Source organism: Streptomyces sp. NBC_00203, assembly GCF_045206325.1.
In the GTDB taxonomy this organism is placed as follows: Bacteria; Actinomycetota; Actinomycetes; order Streptomycetales; family Streptomycetaceae; genus Streptomyces; species Streptomyces lutosisoli.
Map to the genome: position 1 here is coordinate 3,237,247 of NZ_CP108126.1, position 14,202 is coordinate 3,251,448.

Sequence of the window (14,202 nt, forward strand, 5' to 3'; positions counted from 1 at the left end):
CCCCTGCGGCTCTGGTGTTGGCGGTCCGGGTGGCCCGGGCGGATCCTGAAAGTACGTGCGTACGGCCTCCCTGGCCGTACGCGGGCCTCCGCCGGCTGTGTGAGGAGGCGGACATGGCCGCACACGCGCTGCGCCAGCGGTCCGGGCCGGATTCCGGGCGCGGTTCCAAACGGCGCATCTTCTTCGACGAGCATCTGCCCGTCGATCATCGTCTGAGCATCTTCTACCGGATCGGCGCGGGCCTCATGGGCCTGGTGCTGCTCGCCTTCGGCATCCTGGGCCTCATCGACAGGGTCGGCTTCTTCGAGACCGGCGGGGACACGGTCGCGGGGCTGAACACCAACGGCTCGCTCAGTGTGCTGTCGATCTGCGTCGGGTTGCTGCTGTTCACGGGGATGGTGATCGGCGGGAACTTCGCCTCCACGCTCAACATGGTTCTCGGCGTCGCGTTCATCCTGAGCGGCTTCGTGAACCTGGCGCTGCTCGACACCGGCTTCAACTTCCTCGCCTTCCACATCCAGAACGTGCTGTTCAGCTTTGTCGTGGGCGTGATGCTGATGTTCTTCGGCATGTACGGGAGGGTCGGCTCGGCCCTGCCCCACGACAACCCGTACTGGAAGGCCCGCCATCCCGAGCAGCTGGAGCGCGAGCGGCGGCTGAGCGCCTCGGCAACGGCCCTGCACCGTGCGCGCAGGGCCGTGCCGAAGGGGTGAGTCAGGTGCCGGTCAGTAGCTGATCAGGTGCGGTACGCGTAGTACGCCGAGGTCGGGTACGACGCGAGGATGCTCGACACCGACCTGCGGTAGGTGTCGGTGTCGTGGTACGTCAGATACGGAACGCCGCTCGGACTCCGGTACGACGTGATCATGGAGTGGTCCTTGGACCCGTCCTTGTCGAAGTCCATCTGCATCACGTCACCGACGTCCATCTGGTAGACGTTCGCCAGGGCCGTGGTCCGCTTGGCCGTCTGGGTGAACCACGACCACTCGTTCACGCCGACCCAGGTGTCGGTCTGGGTCCAGGTGCCGTAGGACCAGGTGCCGTACTCCTCCGACGAGCTGGTGACCTGCTTCCAGCCGCCCGCGTTCAAGGACTGGCTCAGGTAGTTGGTGCAGTCGCCGCCGACCGAATTGAACTTCCGGTAGGCGGTGTTGTAGTTCTTCCAGTACTTCTCGGCGTACGTCGCCATCGCCGCGTAGTCGTACGTGGAGCCGGTGAGCGTCTTGGGGTTGGCGGGCGCGGGATACGTGGTCGCTGCCCGGGGGGCGTCGACAGCGGCCATCGTGGTCTTGCGCGGCGTCGTGCCGGTGACGGGCTCGTTGACCTGCCGGGGGCCCTTGTCCGTCGAGCGCTCGCCCGACAGCTTCCAGGTGCCGTCCGGCTGGGCGGTGAAGGTCAGTACGTGGTGTGCGCGGAAGCCCGTCGTGTCGGGCTCGTCACCGCGGATCTTCTTGTACGTGAGGGTGGTGGTCTCGGTGACCCAGGCGGTGGCCCGCTTTCCCTTCACCCGGGTCCTGTTCACGGCGACCTGGGTGTCGGCGGCGGTGTAGGCCTCGCCCAGCGTCGCGAGGCGGGAGCGGGTGCCGCGCAGCGAGGAGACCGCGGTGTTCTCCGTACGGGTCAGCGCGGCGGACAGCGGTATGCCTCCCGTCGACTTCAGCGCCGTACGGGGCGCCTGGCTCCCGTCCAGGAGGGCGGCCGTGCGATCGGTGAACACGGCGTCCGCCGCGCGGCCGAAGGCGTCGGTCGTCGCCCGGTTCACCGTGGTGGGGGAGGTGTCCGCGGCGTGGGCGGCGGACAGGGGCAGCAGGACGGCGGAGAGGGCGACCGCCGTCACGGTCGAGCATCTGCGGCTCAACTTCTTTGATCTCACTGATGATTCTCCTTGATCCCCGGCCGGACGCCGGGGAGGGAATCTTTACATGTCCCACTCAAGTGTGGTGAGTCTGGGTGGATCCAGGGCGACCACGGCCAACTCCCCTGCCCGGAAGATAAGTTGTCCGCGCCCGACAGCTGGATCTACTTCTGTATCTACTTCACCACCGTCGACCAGTCCGGCGACTGCGCGGGGTCCAGGCTCCGCAGCCGTTCCAGGACTTCCGGCTTCTGCACGTCGAGCCAGTCGGCCAGCTCACGGAAGGACACACAGCGAACGCCCTTCTTGGTGCACACGTTCTTGACGACCTGGTCGATGGCCTTCATATAGATGCCGCCGTTCCAGTCCTCGAAGTGGTTACCGATGAAGAGCGGTGCCCGGCTGCCGTAGTACACCCGGTCGAAGCCGTTCATGTAGGACTTGACCGTCTCCTGTTCCCACTCGGGGTACTTGGCCGGGTCTCCCTCGGTCTCGCCGTCCGACTGGTTGTAGAGGAAGTTGAAGTCCATGGAGAGGCCTTGGTACTTGCCGCTCTCGTAGGGGAGCAACTGGAGCGGGAAGTCCCAGACACCCTCCTTCTTGGTGGGCCATATCTGGAAGTCGCCCGTGGAGCTGGCGTCGTAGCGCCAGTTGTACTCCTTGGCGGTCTCCTTCATGGCCTTGAGCAGGTTCTTCTGACCCTCCAGGCAGGGGGCGCGCCCGCCGGTGATCTCTTTGGTGGCGTCGAAGGGCAGGGCCGGCAGGTCGGTGTAGCCGGTGTTGGTCTTCCACTTCTCGACGAACGAGAAGAACTGCTCGATCTCGCTCTTCCACTGCGCCACGCTCCAGTCCTCGCCGCCCTTGTCACCGCAGAAGTGGCCGTTGAAGTGGGTGCCGATCTCGTTGCCCTCCTTCCACGCCTCGCCGAGCTCCTCCAGTGTGGTGCGGATGTGCTCGTCGGTGGGATAGCTGATCGCGGCGGAGCCCACCGGGTGCAGCGGCGGTTCGTAGAGCGTCTTCTTGGCCTTGGGCAGCAGATAGATGCCGGTCAGGAAGAACGTCATATGGGCGTTGTATTCCTTGGCCAGCTCCCGGTAGTGCGAGAAGAGCTTGTCGTCTCCCTGAAGGGCGCCGTCCCAGGAGAAGACGACGAACTGGGGCGGCTTCTCACCGGCCTTGAGCGGTACGGCCTTCAACTCGCCCTTCTGCGGCCCCGTGTAGGACGTGGAGCCGTCGCCGAGCACCTTGGTCTTGCCGTCCCAGGCGGGCTCCTTCGTCGCCTTGGCGCCGTCGGAGCTGTGCGTGCTGGCGGACGCGGCCGGTGCGGTGTCCGAGCGGTTCAGGGCCAGATAGGTGGCGGCCGTGGACGTGACGACGAGGAAGGCCGCCATGGCCGCGAAGCCCTGGCGGGCGGAGACGGAGGCAGAACCGGGAGCGGGGTCACGGCGTCGGCGCCGGCTGTGCTTCGAGTTCATACGGGGCACATTCTGCGAGGGGGGTGGAAGTGTGAGGAGCGTGGCGGGGCGGGCGCTCGGCCGCCGGGCTCAGCGCAGCGGACTCATCGCGCCCGACCAGATGCCGTACGGGACGTCGGCACCGGATACGGCGTCGATGCCGTTGAGCGGCAGTGGTTCGAGGCTCTTGGTCAGGTCGATGCGGTAGAGGACGACCGAGGTCGTCACGGAACGGTTCGTGCCCACGTACCAGGCGGCCATGTCGTCCGACGTGGTGCCGGCCTTCCCGGCCACCTGTGCCGATGCGGGCGCCGCACCGGCGTGGCCGGCGGTGAAGGAGTCCGTGAGCGCTTCGGTGACCTCGCCGGCCACTTCGGCGCTGACCGCGCGATGGGGACCGGGCGTGTCCAGGTCGACCCGGGAGCCGTTGCGGGTGATGCGCCGCACGGAGTAGGGCTCGATGTGCGTCCCGCCCGCGGCGAAGGTGGCGTAGGAGCTCGACATCCGGATCGCGCTGGGCGTGGAGCTGCCCAGGGACAGCGCGGGCACCTGCGGTCCCAGGCTGGAGGAGAGCATGCCTGCCGCCTCGGCGGTCTTGCGCACCTGGGCCAGGCCGGTGTCCATGCCGAGCTGCATGAACGGCACGTTCACAGACGCGGCGAGCGCCTTGCGCAGGGTGATCTGCCCGTACGACTTCTTCCCGTCGTTGTGCGCGGCGACCTTCTTGCCGCTGCGGTCCCAGTAGGGGCCCTCGGGCGTGGTGACCGGGACGCCGTCGTCGCCGTTGTAGACGGAGTCGGGCGTGACCGGTGTGGCCGTGCTGCCACGCGTCTTGTGGACGCCGTGTTCCAGGCCGGCGGCGTAGACGAACGGCAGGAACGCCGAACCGGCCGGGACGGTGGTGGCGTTGGACTCGTTGTAGCCCTGCTTACGGTGGTCGGGGCCGCCGTAGACGGCGAGGATCCTGCCGTCGGCGGCCACCGAGGCGGCCCCGTAGTGCGCGGTCTTCGCCGTCTTGGGGTCGTCCTTCAGCGCCTTCTTGCGGGCCTTGGTCACGGCGTCGGTGAGTGCCGTCTCCCGCTTCCGGTCGAAGGTCGTGTAGATCTGGTAGCCGCCCAGGTCGAACTGCTTGTCCGAGATGTTCCCGGCCTTCTTGGCGTACTGGGTCGCCAGCTCCACCAGGTAGTCGCTCTGCTTGCCGGTGTCGAACGTCTGGGACTGCTTGAGCGGCGCGGGGAACTTCTTGTAGGTGGCCCGCTCGGCCGGCGACAGCTTGCCGATCTTGACCATGCGGTCGAGGATCCAGGACCACCGCTCCACGGCCCGCGCGTGGTTCGCCTTGCTCAGGGTGGGGTCGTACAGGCCCGCGCCCTTGAGCAGGGAGGCGAGGAAGGCGCCTTCGCTGGCGTTGAGCTGGCTGACGTCCTTGCCGTAGTAGGCCTGGGAGGCACGCTGGAGGCCGTAGGTGCCGCGGCCGAACCAGCTGGTGTTGAGGTAGCCCTCCAGGATCTTGTCCTTGCTCATCTTGTTGTCGAGCTTGAGGGCGATCATCGCCTCGGTGAACTTGCGGCTCACCGTCTGGTTCTGGGTCAGGTAGACGTTCTTGACGTACTGCTGGGTGATGGTGGAGCCGCCCTGGGTGTCACCCTCGCCGACCGTGCGCACCAGAGCACGGCCGATGCCTTTGAGGGAGATGCCCGGGTCGGAGTAGAAGCTCTCGTTCTCCGCCGCGAGGACCGCCCAGCGCACGTCCTGGGGGATGTCCTTCAGCGGCATGGCCTGGCGCCGCACCCAGCCGGTACGGGCCATGGGTGTCCCGTCCGACCAGAAGTAGACGTTGTCCTGCTGGGTGGCGTAGGTGTTCAGGTTGTCGGGTATGTCGGTGGCGGCGTAGGCGATGGCCAGCAGCGAGCCGGTCAGCCCGATGGCCAGGCCCCAGGCTCCCAGCCACTGCCGCCAGGAGGGTATCCAGCGCCGCAAGCCGGAGCGGCCGGGGCGCGGGTACTGCGGTTTGAGACGGCGGGCGAGGGGTGCGAACCGCGCGGCGAGGCCGGACGGCGGTGCGGGTTTACGGCGGCTGCCGCGATGGCCTGAACTCGCCCCCCGGTCAACTCGTTGCGCGGATTCCTCCGCCTCCTGGTGCGCCTCAGCGGAGACGTTCCTGCGAGACGGGATGCGAAGCTGGGTGGTCCTCTCGGCGGGAGTCTCGGCACTGGGCGGGATACGGAGCTGGGTGGTTTCCTCAGCGGGAACCTCGTTCTCCGTACGACGGCGCGCGGGCTGGTGCGGTTCGGCGCGCTTCGGGCGGTCGTCGCCCTCCTGCGGTCTAGCCACGGCAGGCTCCGGCGCATGGACGGCCCAGGGGATGCGGGACACCCGTTCGATGCCATGCCTCGGTCACGACTGCGTCTCCCTCCGCACTTCGGAATTGCGCGCGCGGGTAGATGCAGCGGCCGCACATGCGGCTGCAGGCCCCCCTCCCCGACCTTGCGGCTCGTCGCGGCCCTCCTAAATTATCAGCGTCCAATACGATCGCTTCGGTCAGTGATCAGACAAAAAAGCTCAGAGGTCAACTCAACCCACCAGCACACCCGGACCGTCCGCCCTCGGCCCCCCGGTTTCGGGTCCCGTCCCCCGGACACCGGCACCGCTCGCGGCGGCCGCACCGGTGGAAGGCCGCGGAGCCCTACGGCCGCCGGCCGGCTCCGGCTAACCTGTGAGCATGCCTCGCTACGAGTACCGCTGCCGGACCTGCGGCGACACCTTCGAACTGAGCCGCCCGATGGCGGAGTCCGCCGCCCCCGCGGCCTGCCCCGCCGGGCACGACGACACGGTGAAGCTCCTGTCGACGGTCTCCGTCGCCACGGGCGGCTCGGCGTCCGCCCCGGCCCCGGCGCCGCGCTCCGGCGGGGGCGGAGGCGGCTGCTGCGGCGGGGGCTGTTGCGGCTGATCCCTGGAGATTTCTCAGGAACTCTTCAGTCTTTTTCCCGGACCCCTCGGAGGCCGGTCCCGGGCGCCGACTTCTCAGGCTTGAGCGGCCGGTCCCGGGCGCTCAGGCTTGAGCAGGCCGGTCCCGGGCCGCCACTCCTCGCGCTCAGGCAGCCGCTCCCGGGCGGCCGGCATGCAGGAACTCCCGCAGGATCCGCTCCCCCGCCGTGACCCCCCGCTCCGGAAGCGCGGTGATCGCGGGCGCCGTCCAGTCGGACTCCGCGAGTTCACCGTGGCCCGGGCGCCAGCCCCGGTCGGCCGCCAGCAGCAGGTCGGCGTCGAGGAGGGAGTCGCCGGCCGCGAGGGTCAGCGGCGCGCCGGTACGGCGGGCGACCTCGCGCACGGCCGCGCTCTTGGTGAGCGGCTTCGGCACGGCGTAGATCTTGCGGCCCTGCAACGACACCGTCCAGCCGCGGCTCTCCGCCCACACCGCCAGTTCCTTCACCCACTCCTCGGGCAGCAGCTCACGCTCCACCACCAGATACGCGAACAGGTCCTCGGCGACCCGGTGCTTGCGGACCCAGGCCGGGTCGGCGGTGGCCTCCAGGTACTCCCGCACCTCGGCCAGCGGCGCGCACTCCGTGGCGAGCCGCGCCGTCACGCTCGCGTGCCAGTCGGGGTCGGACACCCCGTCGACGAGCAGGTGCCCGCCATTGGCGCAGATCGCGTACGTCGGGGCGGGGCCCGGCAGGTTGATGCGCTGGTACTGCTTGCGGGTACGGGTCGTGGTGGGGACGAAGACCGCCAGGTCGCCGAGTTCGGTGAGGAGGGCGGCGGCCGTCTCCGTCATGAACGACAGCGGCTTGCTCTCGTGCACCTCGACACAGAGCAGCCGGGGCGCGCGGGCGTCCGGCATGGTCAGCGCGAGGGCGGCCGAGGAGTAGATCAGCGTACGGTCGAGGTCGCTGGCGACGAGCACCTTGGGCGCGGACATCAGACCGTCACCGCCTTGCCGTCGGCGCCGGTCGCGCCGCGCGTGTACTTCGGGTGGATCAACCCCACGCAGGTGTACGGGAGTTCGGCGACCTCCTCGACGGGCACCCCGCGCTGCTCGGCGAGCAGGCGTACATGGTCGAGGTCGGCGCCCGCTCCGGCGCGCGCGAGGATCTTCCAGGGGACGCGGCGCAGCAGCACCCGGGTGGTCTCACCGACGCCCGGCTTGACGAGGTTCACGTCGTGGATCTCGTACTCCTCGCTGATCCGCTCGACGGCCGCCCAGCCCTCCCAGGTGGGGGTGCGGTCGGCGGCGAGGAGCTCCTTGGCCTGCGCGCAGGCCGCGTCGGCGACGTCGGTGAAGTGGGCGGCGACGGCGTCCAGGAAGTCGACGGAGACATCGGAGCCGGCGAGTTCGCGGTAGAACTTCGCGCCGTGGAAGTCGTGTTCACCGACCAGGTCGGAGCGCAGCACCGTACGTGAAATCAGCCCGGAGACCGTCGAGTTGAGGCAGGCGGAGGGGATGAGGAAGTCCTCGCGGGTGCCGTACGTCTTCACGCACGAGCCCGGGTCGGCGAGCACCGCGATCTCCGGGTCGAAGCCGGTGATGCCGTCGGAGTCCTCGAACTCCTTGATGGCGTCGGCGAGTTCGCGGGTGATGGCGCCCTTGCCGGTCCAGCCGTCGACGAAGACGACGTCGGCCGGGTCGTGGTGGGCGGCCAGCCAGCGCAGCGCGTTGGCGTCGATGCCCCGGCCGCGGACGATGGAGACGGCGTAGTGCGGCAGGTCGAGGCCGTGGCGGTGCGCCGCCCAGCGGCGCATCAGGACGCCGACGGGCGTGCCCGCGCGGGCCAGGGACACCAGCACGGGGCGCGGCGACCGCTCGGCGAGCACCAGCTCGGTGACGGCGCCGACGGCCTGGGCGATCCGGGCGGCCGAGGTGCCCAGCGCCGTGTGGAACAGCTCCTGGTACTGCGGGCTCGGCTGGTATTCGACCGGCAGCGACTCCGCGTAGTGGGCGCCGCCGCTCTGGATGGCCTCCTCCCGCTCCTCGGTCGGCGCCTCCAGGCCCACGTCCGAGAGGTCCTGGAGCAGCCAGCCGACCTCTTCGGGCGCGTACGAGGAGAAGGCGGGGCCGCGGAGGGGCTCAGGCAGCATGGAGGGCCTTTCGGTGGACGGCCGTGCGGGGACGTAACTGGGGACGACGGCGAGCAGCACGCTCGGGGTGTGCGCGGCGAGCTGCGCCAACAGGCCGTCGGGGGCACGCAGTTCGGGGGTGTCGGCCACGGAGTCGACGACGGCGACCACGGCGTCGAAGCCGGCGCCGGCGACGTTGTAGGCGTAGCGCTCGCCGGGGCCGTCGTCGGGGTTGTCGTGGGCCGGGAAAACGATTCGGCTGCGGATCGCGTAACCGGGGTCGTCGAGGGCGAGGACGGGCGAGCGGGTGGTCGTGGAGAACCGCACGTCGGCGGCCACCACCTGCTCCAGCTCCCGCGCCAGCCGCAGCGGCGCGTACATCAGCTCCTCGAAGCCGAGCACGAGCACCCGTCGGGCGCCGTCGGGCAGCGCGTCGGCGATCCGGGCGGCCATGGCGGGCAGCGCCCCGTCCAGCCGTATTCGATGCCCGGGCGTGAACCCGTGCCGCCCGCCGTCGGGGACGCCTCGGGGCCAGCCCAGCTCCACGCGAGTGGCCTTGTCGGCGCGCCCCTGAGCGGGGGCTTCGGGCTCCGCCGTCTCGTGCGCGGCGACCAGGGCCTGCCCCTTCTCCAGGACGCCCTCCGGGAACTTCACCGTGCCCGAGGCCGCGGACACCAGGTCCACCCGGGCGCCGATCTCGGCGGCGAAGTCCTCCAGGCGCCCCAGGTCCGCGGGCGAGCGCATGTCGACCAGGGCCACGACCACGTACCGCTCCCGCGGATACCGCTCGTGCAGGGCGCGGATCGTGTTGAGGACCGTGTTGCCGGTGGAGAACTCGTCGTCCACGAGGACCAGCGGGCCGGAGCCCGCCAGCAGACCGGCGTCCTCGGGGAGCAGCAGATGCGAGGTGGCGTGCGAGTGGGACTCCTCGAAGCCGCCCGCCCGGGCGACGCCCTCGACCGGGCGGCGGGTGGAGTGCAGGTAGGGCGCGAGGCCCACGCCGTCCGCGACCGAGTGGCCGAGCCCGGTGGCCGTCTCCGCGTACCCGAGGACCACGGCCGCGCGGGCGTCCTCGGTGCCCAGCAGGTCGCGCACCCGCCGGCCGAGCGCGAACCCGTACCCGTAGACCACGGACGGCGACTGCGGTACGTGCTTGCCCAGGACGTTGGACACGAGCAGATGCGCACGCTTGGGGTTGCGGCGCAGCGCGAGTCCCAGCAGGTCGCTCAGCTTCTCGTCGCCGACGAGTTCGACGCCGAGCCGCTCGGCGACCCAAGTCCCGGTCCACACCACGTCGTTCACGTCGACCGGGCCGTGCGCGTCGTGCGCGCCGTCCGCGTTGTTCGTGTCGTTTGTTGCGCTGTTCATCAATTCCTTGCTGATCGGGTTCCGCGTCGCTCGGTCCGGCCGGCTCACTCCGGGAGTCCGGCGGCGAGCAGGTCCACGAAGCCGATGTCCTCGTGCGCCACGCCGAAGACCTCGGCGCGCAGGAGGGTGCGCTCGGCCCAGGCGCGATGCGGCTTCACCTCGTTCATCTTGTTCGTGTACGCCGACCGCAGCACACCCCCGCCGCCGCGCTCGGGCCTCAGGATGTCCTGCGCGTCGCTGAACTCCTCGTGGCTGACGACGGACAGCGCGTGCACGGGCAGCACGTGCGAGGGGTGGATGCAGGTCTTGCCCATCAGACCGTTGGCCTGGTCGAGAGTGATCTCGCGCAGCAGCCCGTCCATGGCGTGCTCGATCAGCGCCTCGCGCAGCTCCTCCGCCTGCCCCTCCAGGAAGGGGCTGCGGCGCAGCTGCGGTTTGAACATGCGTTCCTGTACTCGAAAGTACTCCCACACCGGTCCGGTCACCGTGAAGCCGGTGCCGTCGGCCCGCCCCAGCATGTTCACCACGTCGGCGATCACGGAGGCGACGACCTGGACGTCGTACGCCGTCATGTCGGGGGCCCTGCGCAGCGCGTACGAGGAACAGAAGTCCGTCACCCCGAGGCGCAGTGCGAGCACCCGGTCGCGGTACTTGTCGACGGCGCGGGAGATGCCCTCCAGGGTCTCCACGCGCGACTCCCGGTACAGCAGCTCGGGCGATTCGAGGACCGGCATGGCGAACAGGCGCCGCCCGCTCGCCGTCTCGGCGGAGGCGAGGGCCTCCAGGAAGGGCATGCCGCGTTCCTCGGTGAACTTCGGCATCACGAATCCGGACAGCAGCCGCACGGCGGGACCGAGGCGCTGGACGAGGTCGGGGATCTGCCCGGGGAAGCGGACCCGGATGAACAGCAGCGGAAGCTCGCCCACGTTCTCGCGTCCCGCGAGGTCGGTGAACTGCGTGACCAGGTTCTCCTCGGCGCCCTCGACCTCGTCGTCGTGGATCGAGTCCTCCAGGCACAGCACCATGGACACCACACCACGCCCGGCCTGCTTGACGATGTCGTCGGCCAGCTGCGGCCGGTTCGCCGGGCTGTACAGCGTCGCCCCGAGGGCCGCCGAGAGCACCCGGGCCGGCGAGTCGGCGGTGAAGACGCCCGGCTCCCGGAAGAACAGACGCTGCCGCTCTTCAGGGGCAATGTGACCGAAATGACGCATGAAACTCCCCCGTGGCGGCTAGGCGGCCCGATGTGATGTGGCCGGTGACGCGGCCCTACGTGATGTGGCCGGTAATAGTACGTATAGATCCATGTCAGGGGTTCCCACCGGGCATGAAGTTCAGGTAACTCGGCCATGTCGAACACCCACCGGTTCTGGGGAGACCCCACGTTGTCGTGACCAGGACCGAGAGGGCAGGATGACCGCATGACGCACGCGATGCTGAAGGGGTCGAACGTCCCGCTGGACGCCACAGCGGTGCGCGCGATGCTGCGCTGGACACCCGGGCAGGGTGTCCCTGATGTCGATGCCTCGGCGCTGCTCCTCGGCCCCGACGGTCGTGTGCGATCCGACGAGGACTTCGTCTTCTACAACCAGCCCCGCCATCCCTCCGGCAAGGTCTGGCGGCTCGGCAAGAAACGCGTCACCGAGGGCCTCACCGACACGATCCAGACGGATCTGGCGGGTGTCGAGACCGGTGTCGGACAGATTCTTCTGGTCGCATCGGCGGACGACGTCACCTTCGACCACGTACGGGATCTGCGCATCCTGCTGTACGACGCCGCCGTCACGGACGGCGAACCGCTGGCGTACTTCGACATCAAGCCGGAGACCGGCGCCGAGACCGCGCTGATCTGCGGCGAGCTGTACCGGCGCGGCGGGGGCTGGAAGTTCCGGGCGCTGGGCGAGGGCTACTCGAACGGTCTGGAGGGGCTTGCCTCCGACTTCGGGATCACGGTCGACGAGACGGAGGCCGCCTCGGCCGCCGCCGCGCCCGTGACCGGATCCGTACCCGACGCCGCAGCCTGGTCCGCCCCCGCAGCCGTCCCCGAGACCTCGATGCCACTTCCCCCCGAGCAGCCCGCCCCAGTGCCCCAGCAGCCCGCGTACGGCTATCCCCAGCCCGTCGGCCAGCCCTCCTACGGCTACCCCCAGCCCCAGACCGCCCCGGCCGCACAGCCGGCCTACGGCTTCCCCCAGCCGGTGGGCACAGCCCCGGACCCGGACTTCAAACTGCCGCCACAGGGCCCACAGTTCATCGGACGCTAGAGGGCACTCTTTCAGCGGGCGCCCCGTAAACAGGCGCCCCGTAAGGGGCGCGGGGAACTGCGCGACCAGCCACACACAGCCCGCAGCCGCGACCGTACCCTCACAACCCGAGCTCTTGGGCGAACCGAAGCGAAGCGAACGGTCAGTCAACGCCCAACCTTCGACTTGTACCCCCGCCCCCACTGCAACCCCCACCCGTACAACCGGTCGAGCTCCGCCTGGAACCCGTACACGAACTTCACTTCCCGCCGCACAGTCACCTCCCCCTTGTTGCTCTCGATCATCACCACCGCACAGGACCGCGCCTGCGGATGCCGTTCATCGAGCCCGATCTCGATGCGCGGCCCATTGCTCGGGTAGAGCGTGATGATCGCGTGCGTACGGTCGAAGGCCGGGGTCTGGTCGTAGATGTAGACGAAGACCAGCAGCCGTTTGATGTCGTCACGGTGGTCGAGGTTGACGAACGCCGTCTCGCCGGACCCCGAGCCGAAGCGGTCGTCGCCGCTGAGCTTCACATACGGCGCGGCGTTGAGCTCACCGAAGAAGCTGCCGAGTGGCTGGACGACGCCCTTGGTGCCGTCCGTCAGCTCGTACATGACGCCCAGGTCGAGGTCCACGTTGACCATGCTCTGGGTGTGCGCCTGGACCACTTCCGGTTTAAAGGTGCGGAAGGGATGGCGCAGCAGGCTGCCGCGCTGCGGCCCGCCTATGTCGGAGGTGCGCATCCGCCAGGACAGGTTGATGCGCAGATTTCCGGTGGCCGCGCCCTGCTTGGTGAGCGAGACCGTGTGGTTCCGCTTGGTCAGCTCGATGGAGTTGGTGGACGCGCTGCCGGAGTCGAAGTCCGCCGAGCGTCCGCGCCACAGGTCCTGCCAGATGCCCATTCCGCCCCCCACGTTCCTCGATATACGGCGGGGCGGCCGTGAGGACTCGTCCTCGACGGCCGCCCCGCTCAGAGCGTTCCTCAACCGGAGGGGTGTCACACCCCGGAAGCCGGTGGGGTGTCACACGCCGGACACCGTGGGCTGTTACACCCCGGACGAGACCTCGGCCTTCTCGTCCGAGGACTCACCTTTTCCCTCTGCCGCCGCGAGCGCCTTGTTGCGGCGCACGGACGACCAGAAGGACCAGGCGATGAGGACGACGCCGACGAGACCGGTGATGACCTCGTGGATCTCGTACTGGATGGTGACCATGAGGATCACGGCCAGCGCGCCGATCGCGTAGTGCGCGCCGTGCTCCAGGTAGACGTAGTCGTCGAGGGTGCCCTGGCGGACCAGGTAGACCGTGAGCGACCGGACGTACATGGCGCCGATGCCGAGGCCGAGCGCCATGAGAACGATGTCGTTGGTGATGGCGAAGGCGCCGATGACGCCGTCGAAGGAGAAGGACGCGTCCAGTACTTCCAGGTAGAGGAACATGAAGAACGCGGCCTGGCCGGCGAGGACGATGGCCGGCTTCTTCTTGCCGGACCGCTCGGCCTCCTCCTCTTCCTCGTGTTCGCGCTCTTCCTCTTCTTCGAGCTTGTCCTCGAAGTAGCCGGAGAGTCCGCCGACGACCATGTACGTGATCAGGCCCGCGATGCCGGAGATCAGCACCGTCTGGGCCTTGTCGACGTGCCCGCCGCCGTGCTGGTGGGCGTGGACCGCGAAGGTGAACGAGGTGATCAGCAGGACGACCAGGGCGATGCAGACCGACAGCATGTCGACCTTGCCGAGCTTGGCCAGCGGCCGCTCGATCCAGCGCAGCCACTGGATGTCCCGCTCCTCGAAGATGAAGTCGAGGAAGATCATCAGCAGGAACATGCCACCGAAGGCGGCGATCGACGGGTGGGCGTCGGTCACCAGTTCCTGGTAACGGTCCTTGTTGTTCAGCGCGAGGTCGACGGCCTCGATGGGGCCCATCTTGGCGCTGATGGCGACGATCACGACGGGGAACACCAGTCGCATACCGAAGACGGCGATCAGCACACCGACCGTGAGGAAGATCTTCTGCCAGAAGGCATTCATCTTCTTCAGGATTCCGGCGTTGACCACCGCGTTGTCGAAGGACAGCGAGATCTCCAGGACGGCCAGGATCGCCACGATACCGAAGGCGGTCCACCCCCCGTAGAACGCCGCTGCGACCAGACCGAGCGCGGTAATCGCGAACGACCAGCCGAAGGTTTTCAGAAGCACTGGCTACCCAATCGTGTATGTACGGG

Annotated in this window: 11 protein-coding genes; 3 read left to right on the top strand and 8 right to left on the bottom strand. The window is 69.0% G+C overall.

The annotated features are described in order from the left end of the window. The first annotated feature begins 113 nt into the window (after positions 1 to 113). Positions 114 to 713, top strand: coding sequence for a DUF4383 domain-containing protein (locus OG975_RS14730; protein WP_406329598.1), 600 nt, complete (start codon positions 114 to 116; stop codon positions 711 to 713). 23 nt (positions 714 to 736) lie between these two features. On the opposite strand, the gene OG975_RS14735 is transcribed toward OG975_RS14730, so the two are convergent. From OG975_RS14735 to OG975_RS14745, 3 genes are all read right to left on the bottom strand, one after another. After that, the gene (locus tag OG975_RS14735) at positions 737 to 1,873 is read right to left on the bottom strand and encodes an amidase domain-containing protein (RefSeq protein WP_406329599.1); all 1,137 of its coding nucleotides are present in this window, start codon (positions 1,871 to 1,873) and stop codon (positions 737 to 739) included. A 158-nt stretch (positions 1,874 to 2,031) separates the two neighbouring features. Then, entirely contained in the window at positions 2,032 to 3,330 is a 1,299-nt protein-coding gene (locus tag OG975_RS14740) for a hypothetical protein (RefSeq protein WP_406329600.1), read from the bottom strand. Positions 3,331 to 3,399: 69 nt separating this feature from the next. Beyond that, positions 3,400 to 5,532 (bottom strand): transglycosylase domain-containing protein, encoded by a 2,133-nt coding sequence (locus tag OG975_RS14745; protein WP_406336270.1) that lies wholly within the window; start codon positions 5,530 to 5,532, stop codon positions 3,400 to 3,402. Positions 5,533 to 6,031: 499 nt separating this feature from the next. Between OG975_RS14745 and OG975_RS14750 the strand changes: the two genes are divergently transcribed. Beyond that, on the top strand, positions 6,032 to 6,259 hold the full coding sequence (locus OG975_RS14750; protein WP_327428380.1) for a zinc ribbon domain-containing protein: 228 nt from the start codon (positions 6,032 to 6,034) through the stop codon (positions 6,257 to 6,259). Between the two features lie 144 nt (positions 6,260 to 6,403). Here the strand turns inward: OG975_RS14750 and OG975_RS14755 are convergent, their stop codons facing one another. Genes OG975_RS14755 through OG975_RS14765 form a run of 3 tightly spaced genes read right to left on the bottom strand, consistent with a single transcriptional unit; the run spans position 6,404 to position 10,949 of the window. Next, the gene (locus OG975_RS14755; protein ID WP_327428381.1) at positions 6,404 to 7,231 is read right to left on the bottom strand and encodes an HAD family hydrolase; all 828 of its coding nucleotides are present in this window, start codon (positions 7,229 to 7,231) and stop codon (positions 6,404 to 6,406) included. After that, positions 7,231 to 9,735, bottom strand: a complete 2,505-nt coding sequence (locus OG975_RS14760; RefSeq protein ID WP_406329601.1) for a phosphoribosyltransferase — start codon at positions 9,733 to 9,735, stop codon at positions 7,231 to 7,233. The genes OG975_RS14755 and OG975_RS14760 overlap by 1 nt, the downstream gene beginning before the upstream one ends. A 44-nt stretch (positions 9,736 to 9,779) precedes the next feature. Then, positions 9,780 to 10,949 (bottom strand): HpcH/HpaI aldolase/citrate lyase family protein, encoded by a 1,170-nt coding sequence (locus OG975_RS14765; RefSeq protein WP_406329602.1) that lies wholly within the window; start codon positions 10,947 to 10,949, stop codon positions 9,780 to 9,782. A 207-nt stretch (positions 10,950 to 11,156) separates the two neighbouring features. Here OG975_RS14765 and OG975_RS14770 point away from each other — a divergent pair, with 207 nt between their 5' ends. Then, positions 11,157 to 11,999, top strand: a complete 843-nt coding sequence (locus OG975_RS14770; RefSeq protein WP_406329604.1) for a TerD family protein — start codon at positions 11,157 to 11,159, stop codon at positions 11,997 to 11,999. A gap of 146 nt (positions 12,000 to 12,145) precedes the next feature. Here the strand turns inward: OG975_RS14770 and OG975_RS14775 are convergent, their stop codons facing one another. Next, on the bottom strand, positions 12,146 to 12,883 hold the full coding sequence (locus tag OG975_RS14775) for a Tellurium resistance (protein WP_406329605.1): 738 nt from the start codon (positions 12,881 to 12,883) through the stop codon (positions 12,146 to 12,148). Between the two features lie 144 nt (positions 12,884 to 13,027). Continuing rightward, the gene (locus OG975_RS14780; protein ID WP_406329606.1) at positions 13,028 to 14,176 is read right to left on the bottom strand and encodes a DUF475 domain-containing protein; all 1,149 of its coding nucleotides are present in this window, start codon (positions 14,174 to 14,176) and stop codon (positions 13,028 to 13,030) included. Between the last annotated feature and the right edge of the window lie 26 nt (positions 14,177 to 14,202).

Excerpts from the sequence above, each read along its gene's own strand:
- OG975_RS14760 (WP_406329601.1), bottom strand. The coding sequence starts at position 9,735 with ATGAACAGCGCAACAAACGACACGAACAACGCGGACGGCGCGCACGAC.
- OG975_RS14740 (WP_406329600.1), bottom strand. The coding sequence starts at position 3,330 with ATGAACTCGAAGCACAGCCGGCGCCGACGCCGTGACCCCGCTCCCGGT.
- OG975_RS14765 (WP_406329602.1), bottom strand. The coding sequence starts at position 10,949 with ATGCGTCATTTCGGTCACATTGCCCCTGAAGAGCGGCAGCGTCTGTTC.
- OG975_RS14750 (WP_327428380.1), top strand. The coding sequence starts at position 6,032 with ATGCCTCGCTACGAGTACCGCTGCCGGACCTGCGGCGACACCTTCGAA.
- OG975_RS14730 (WP_406329598.1), top strand. The coding sequence starts at position 114 with ATGGCCGCACACGCGCTGCGCCAGCGGTCCGGGCCGGATTCCGGGCGC.
- OG975_RS14770 (WP_406329604.1), top strand. The coding sequence starts at position 11,157 with ATGACGCACGCGATGCTGAAGGGGTCGAACGTCCCGCTGGACGCCACA.
- OG975_RS14755 (WP_327428381.1), bottom strand. The coding sequence starts at position 7,231 with ATGTCCGCGCCCAAGGTGCTCGTCGCCAGCGACCTCGACCGTACGCTG.
- OG975_RS14775 (WP_406329605.1), bottom strand. The coding sequence starts at position 12,883 with ATGGGCATCTGGCAGGACCTGTGGCGCGGACGCTCGGCGGACTTCGAC.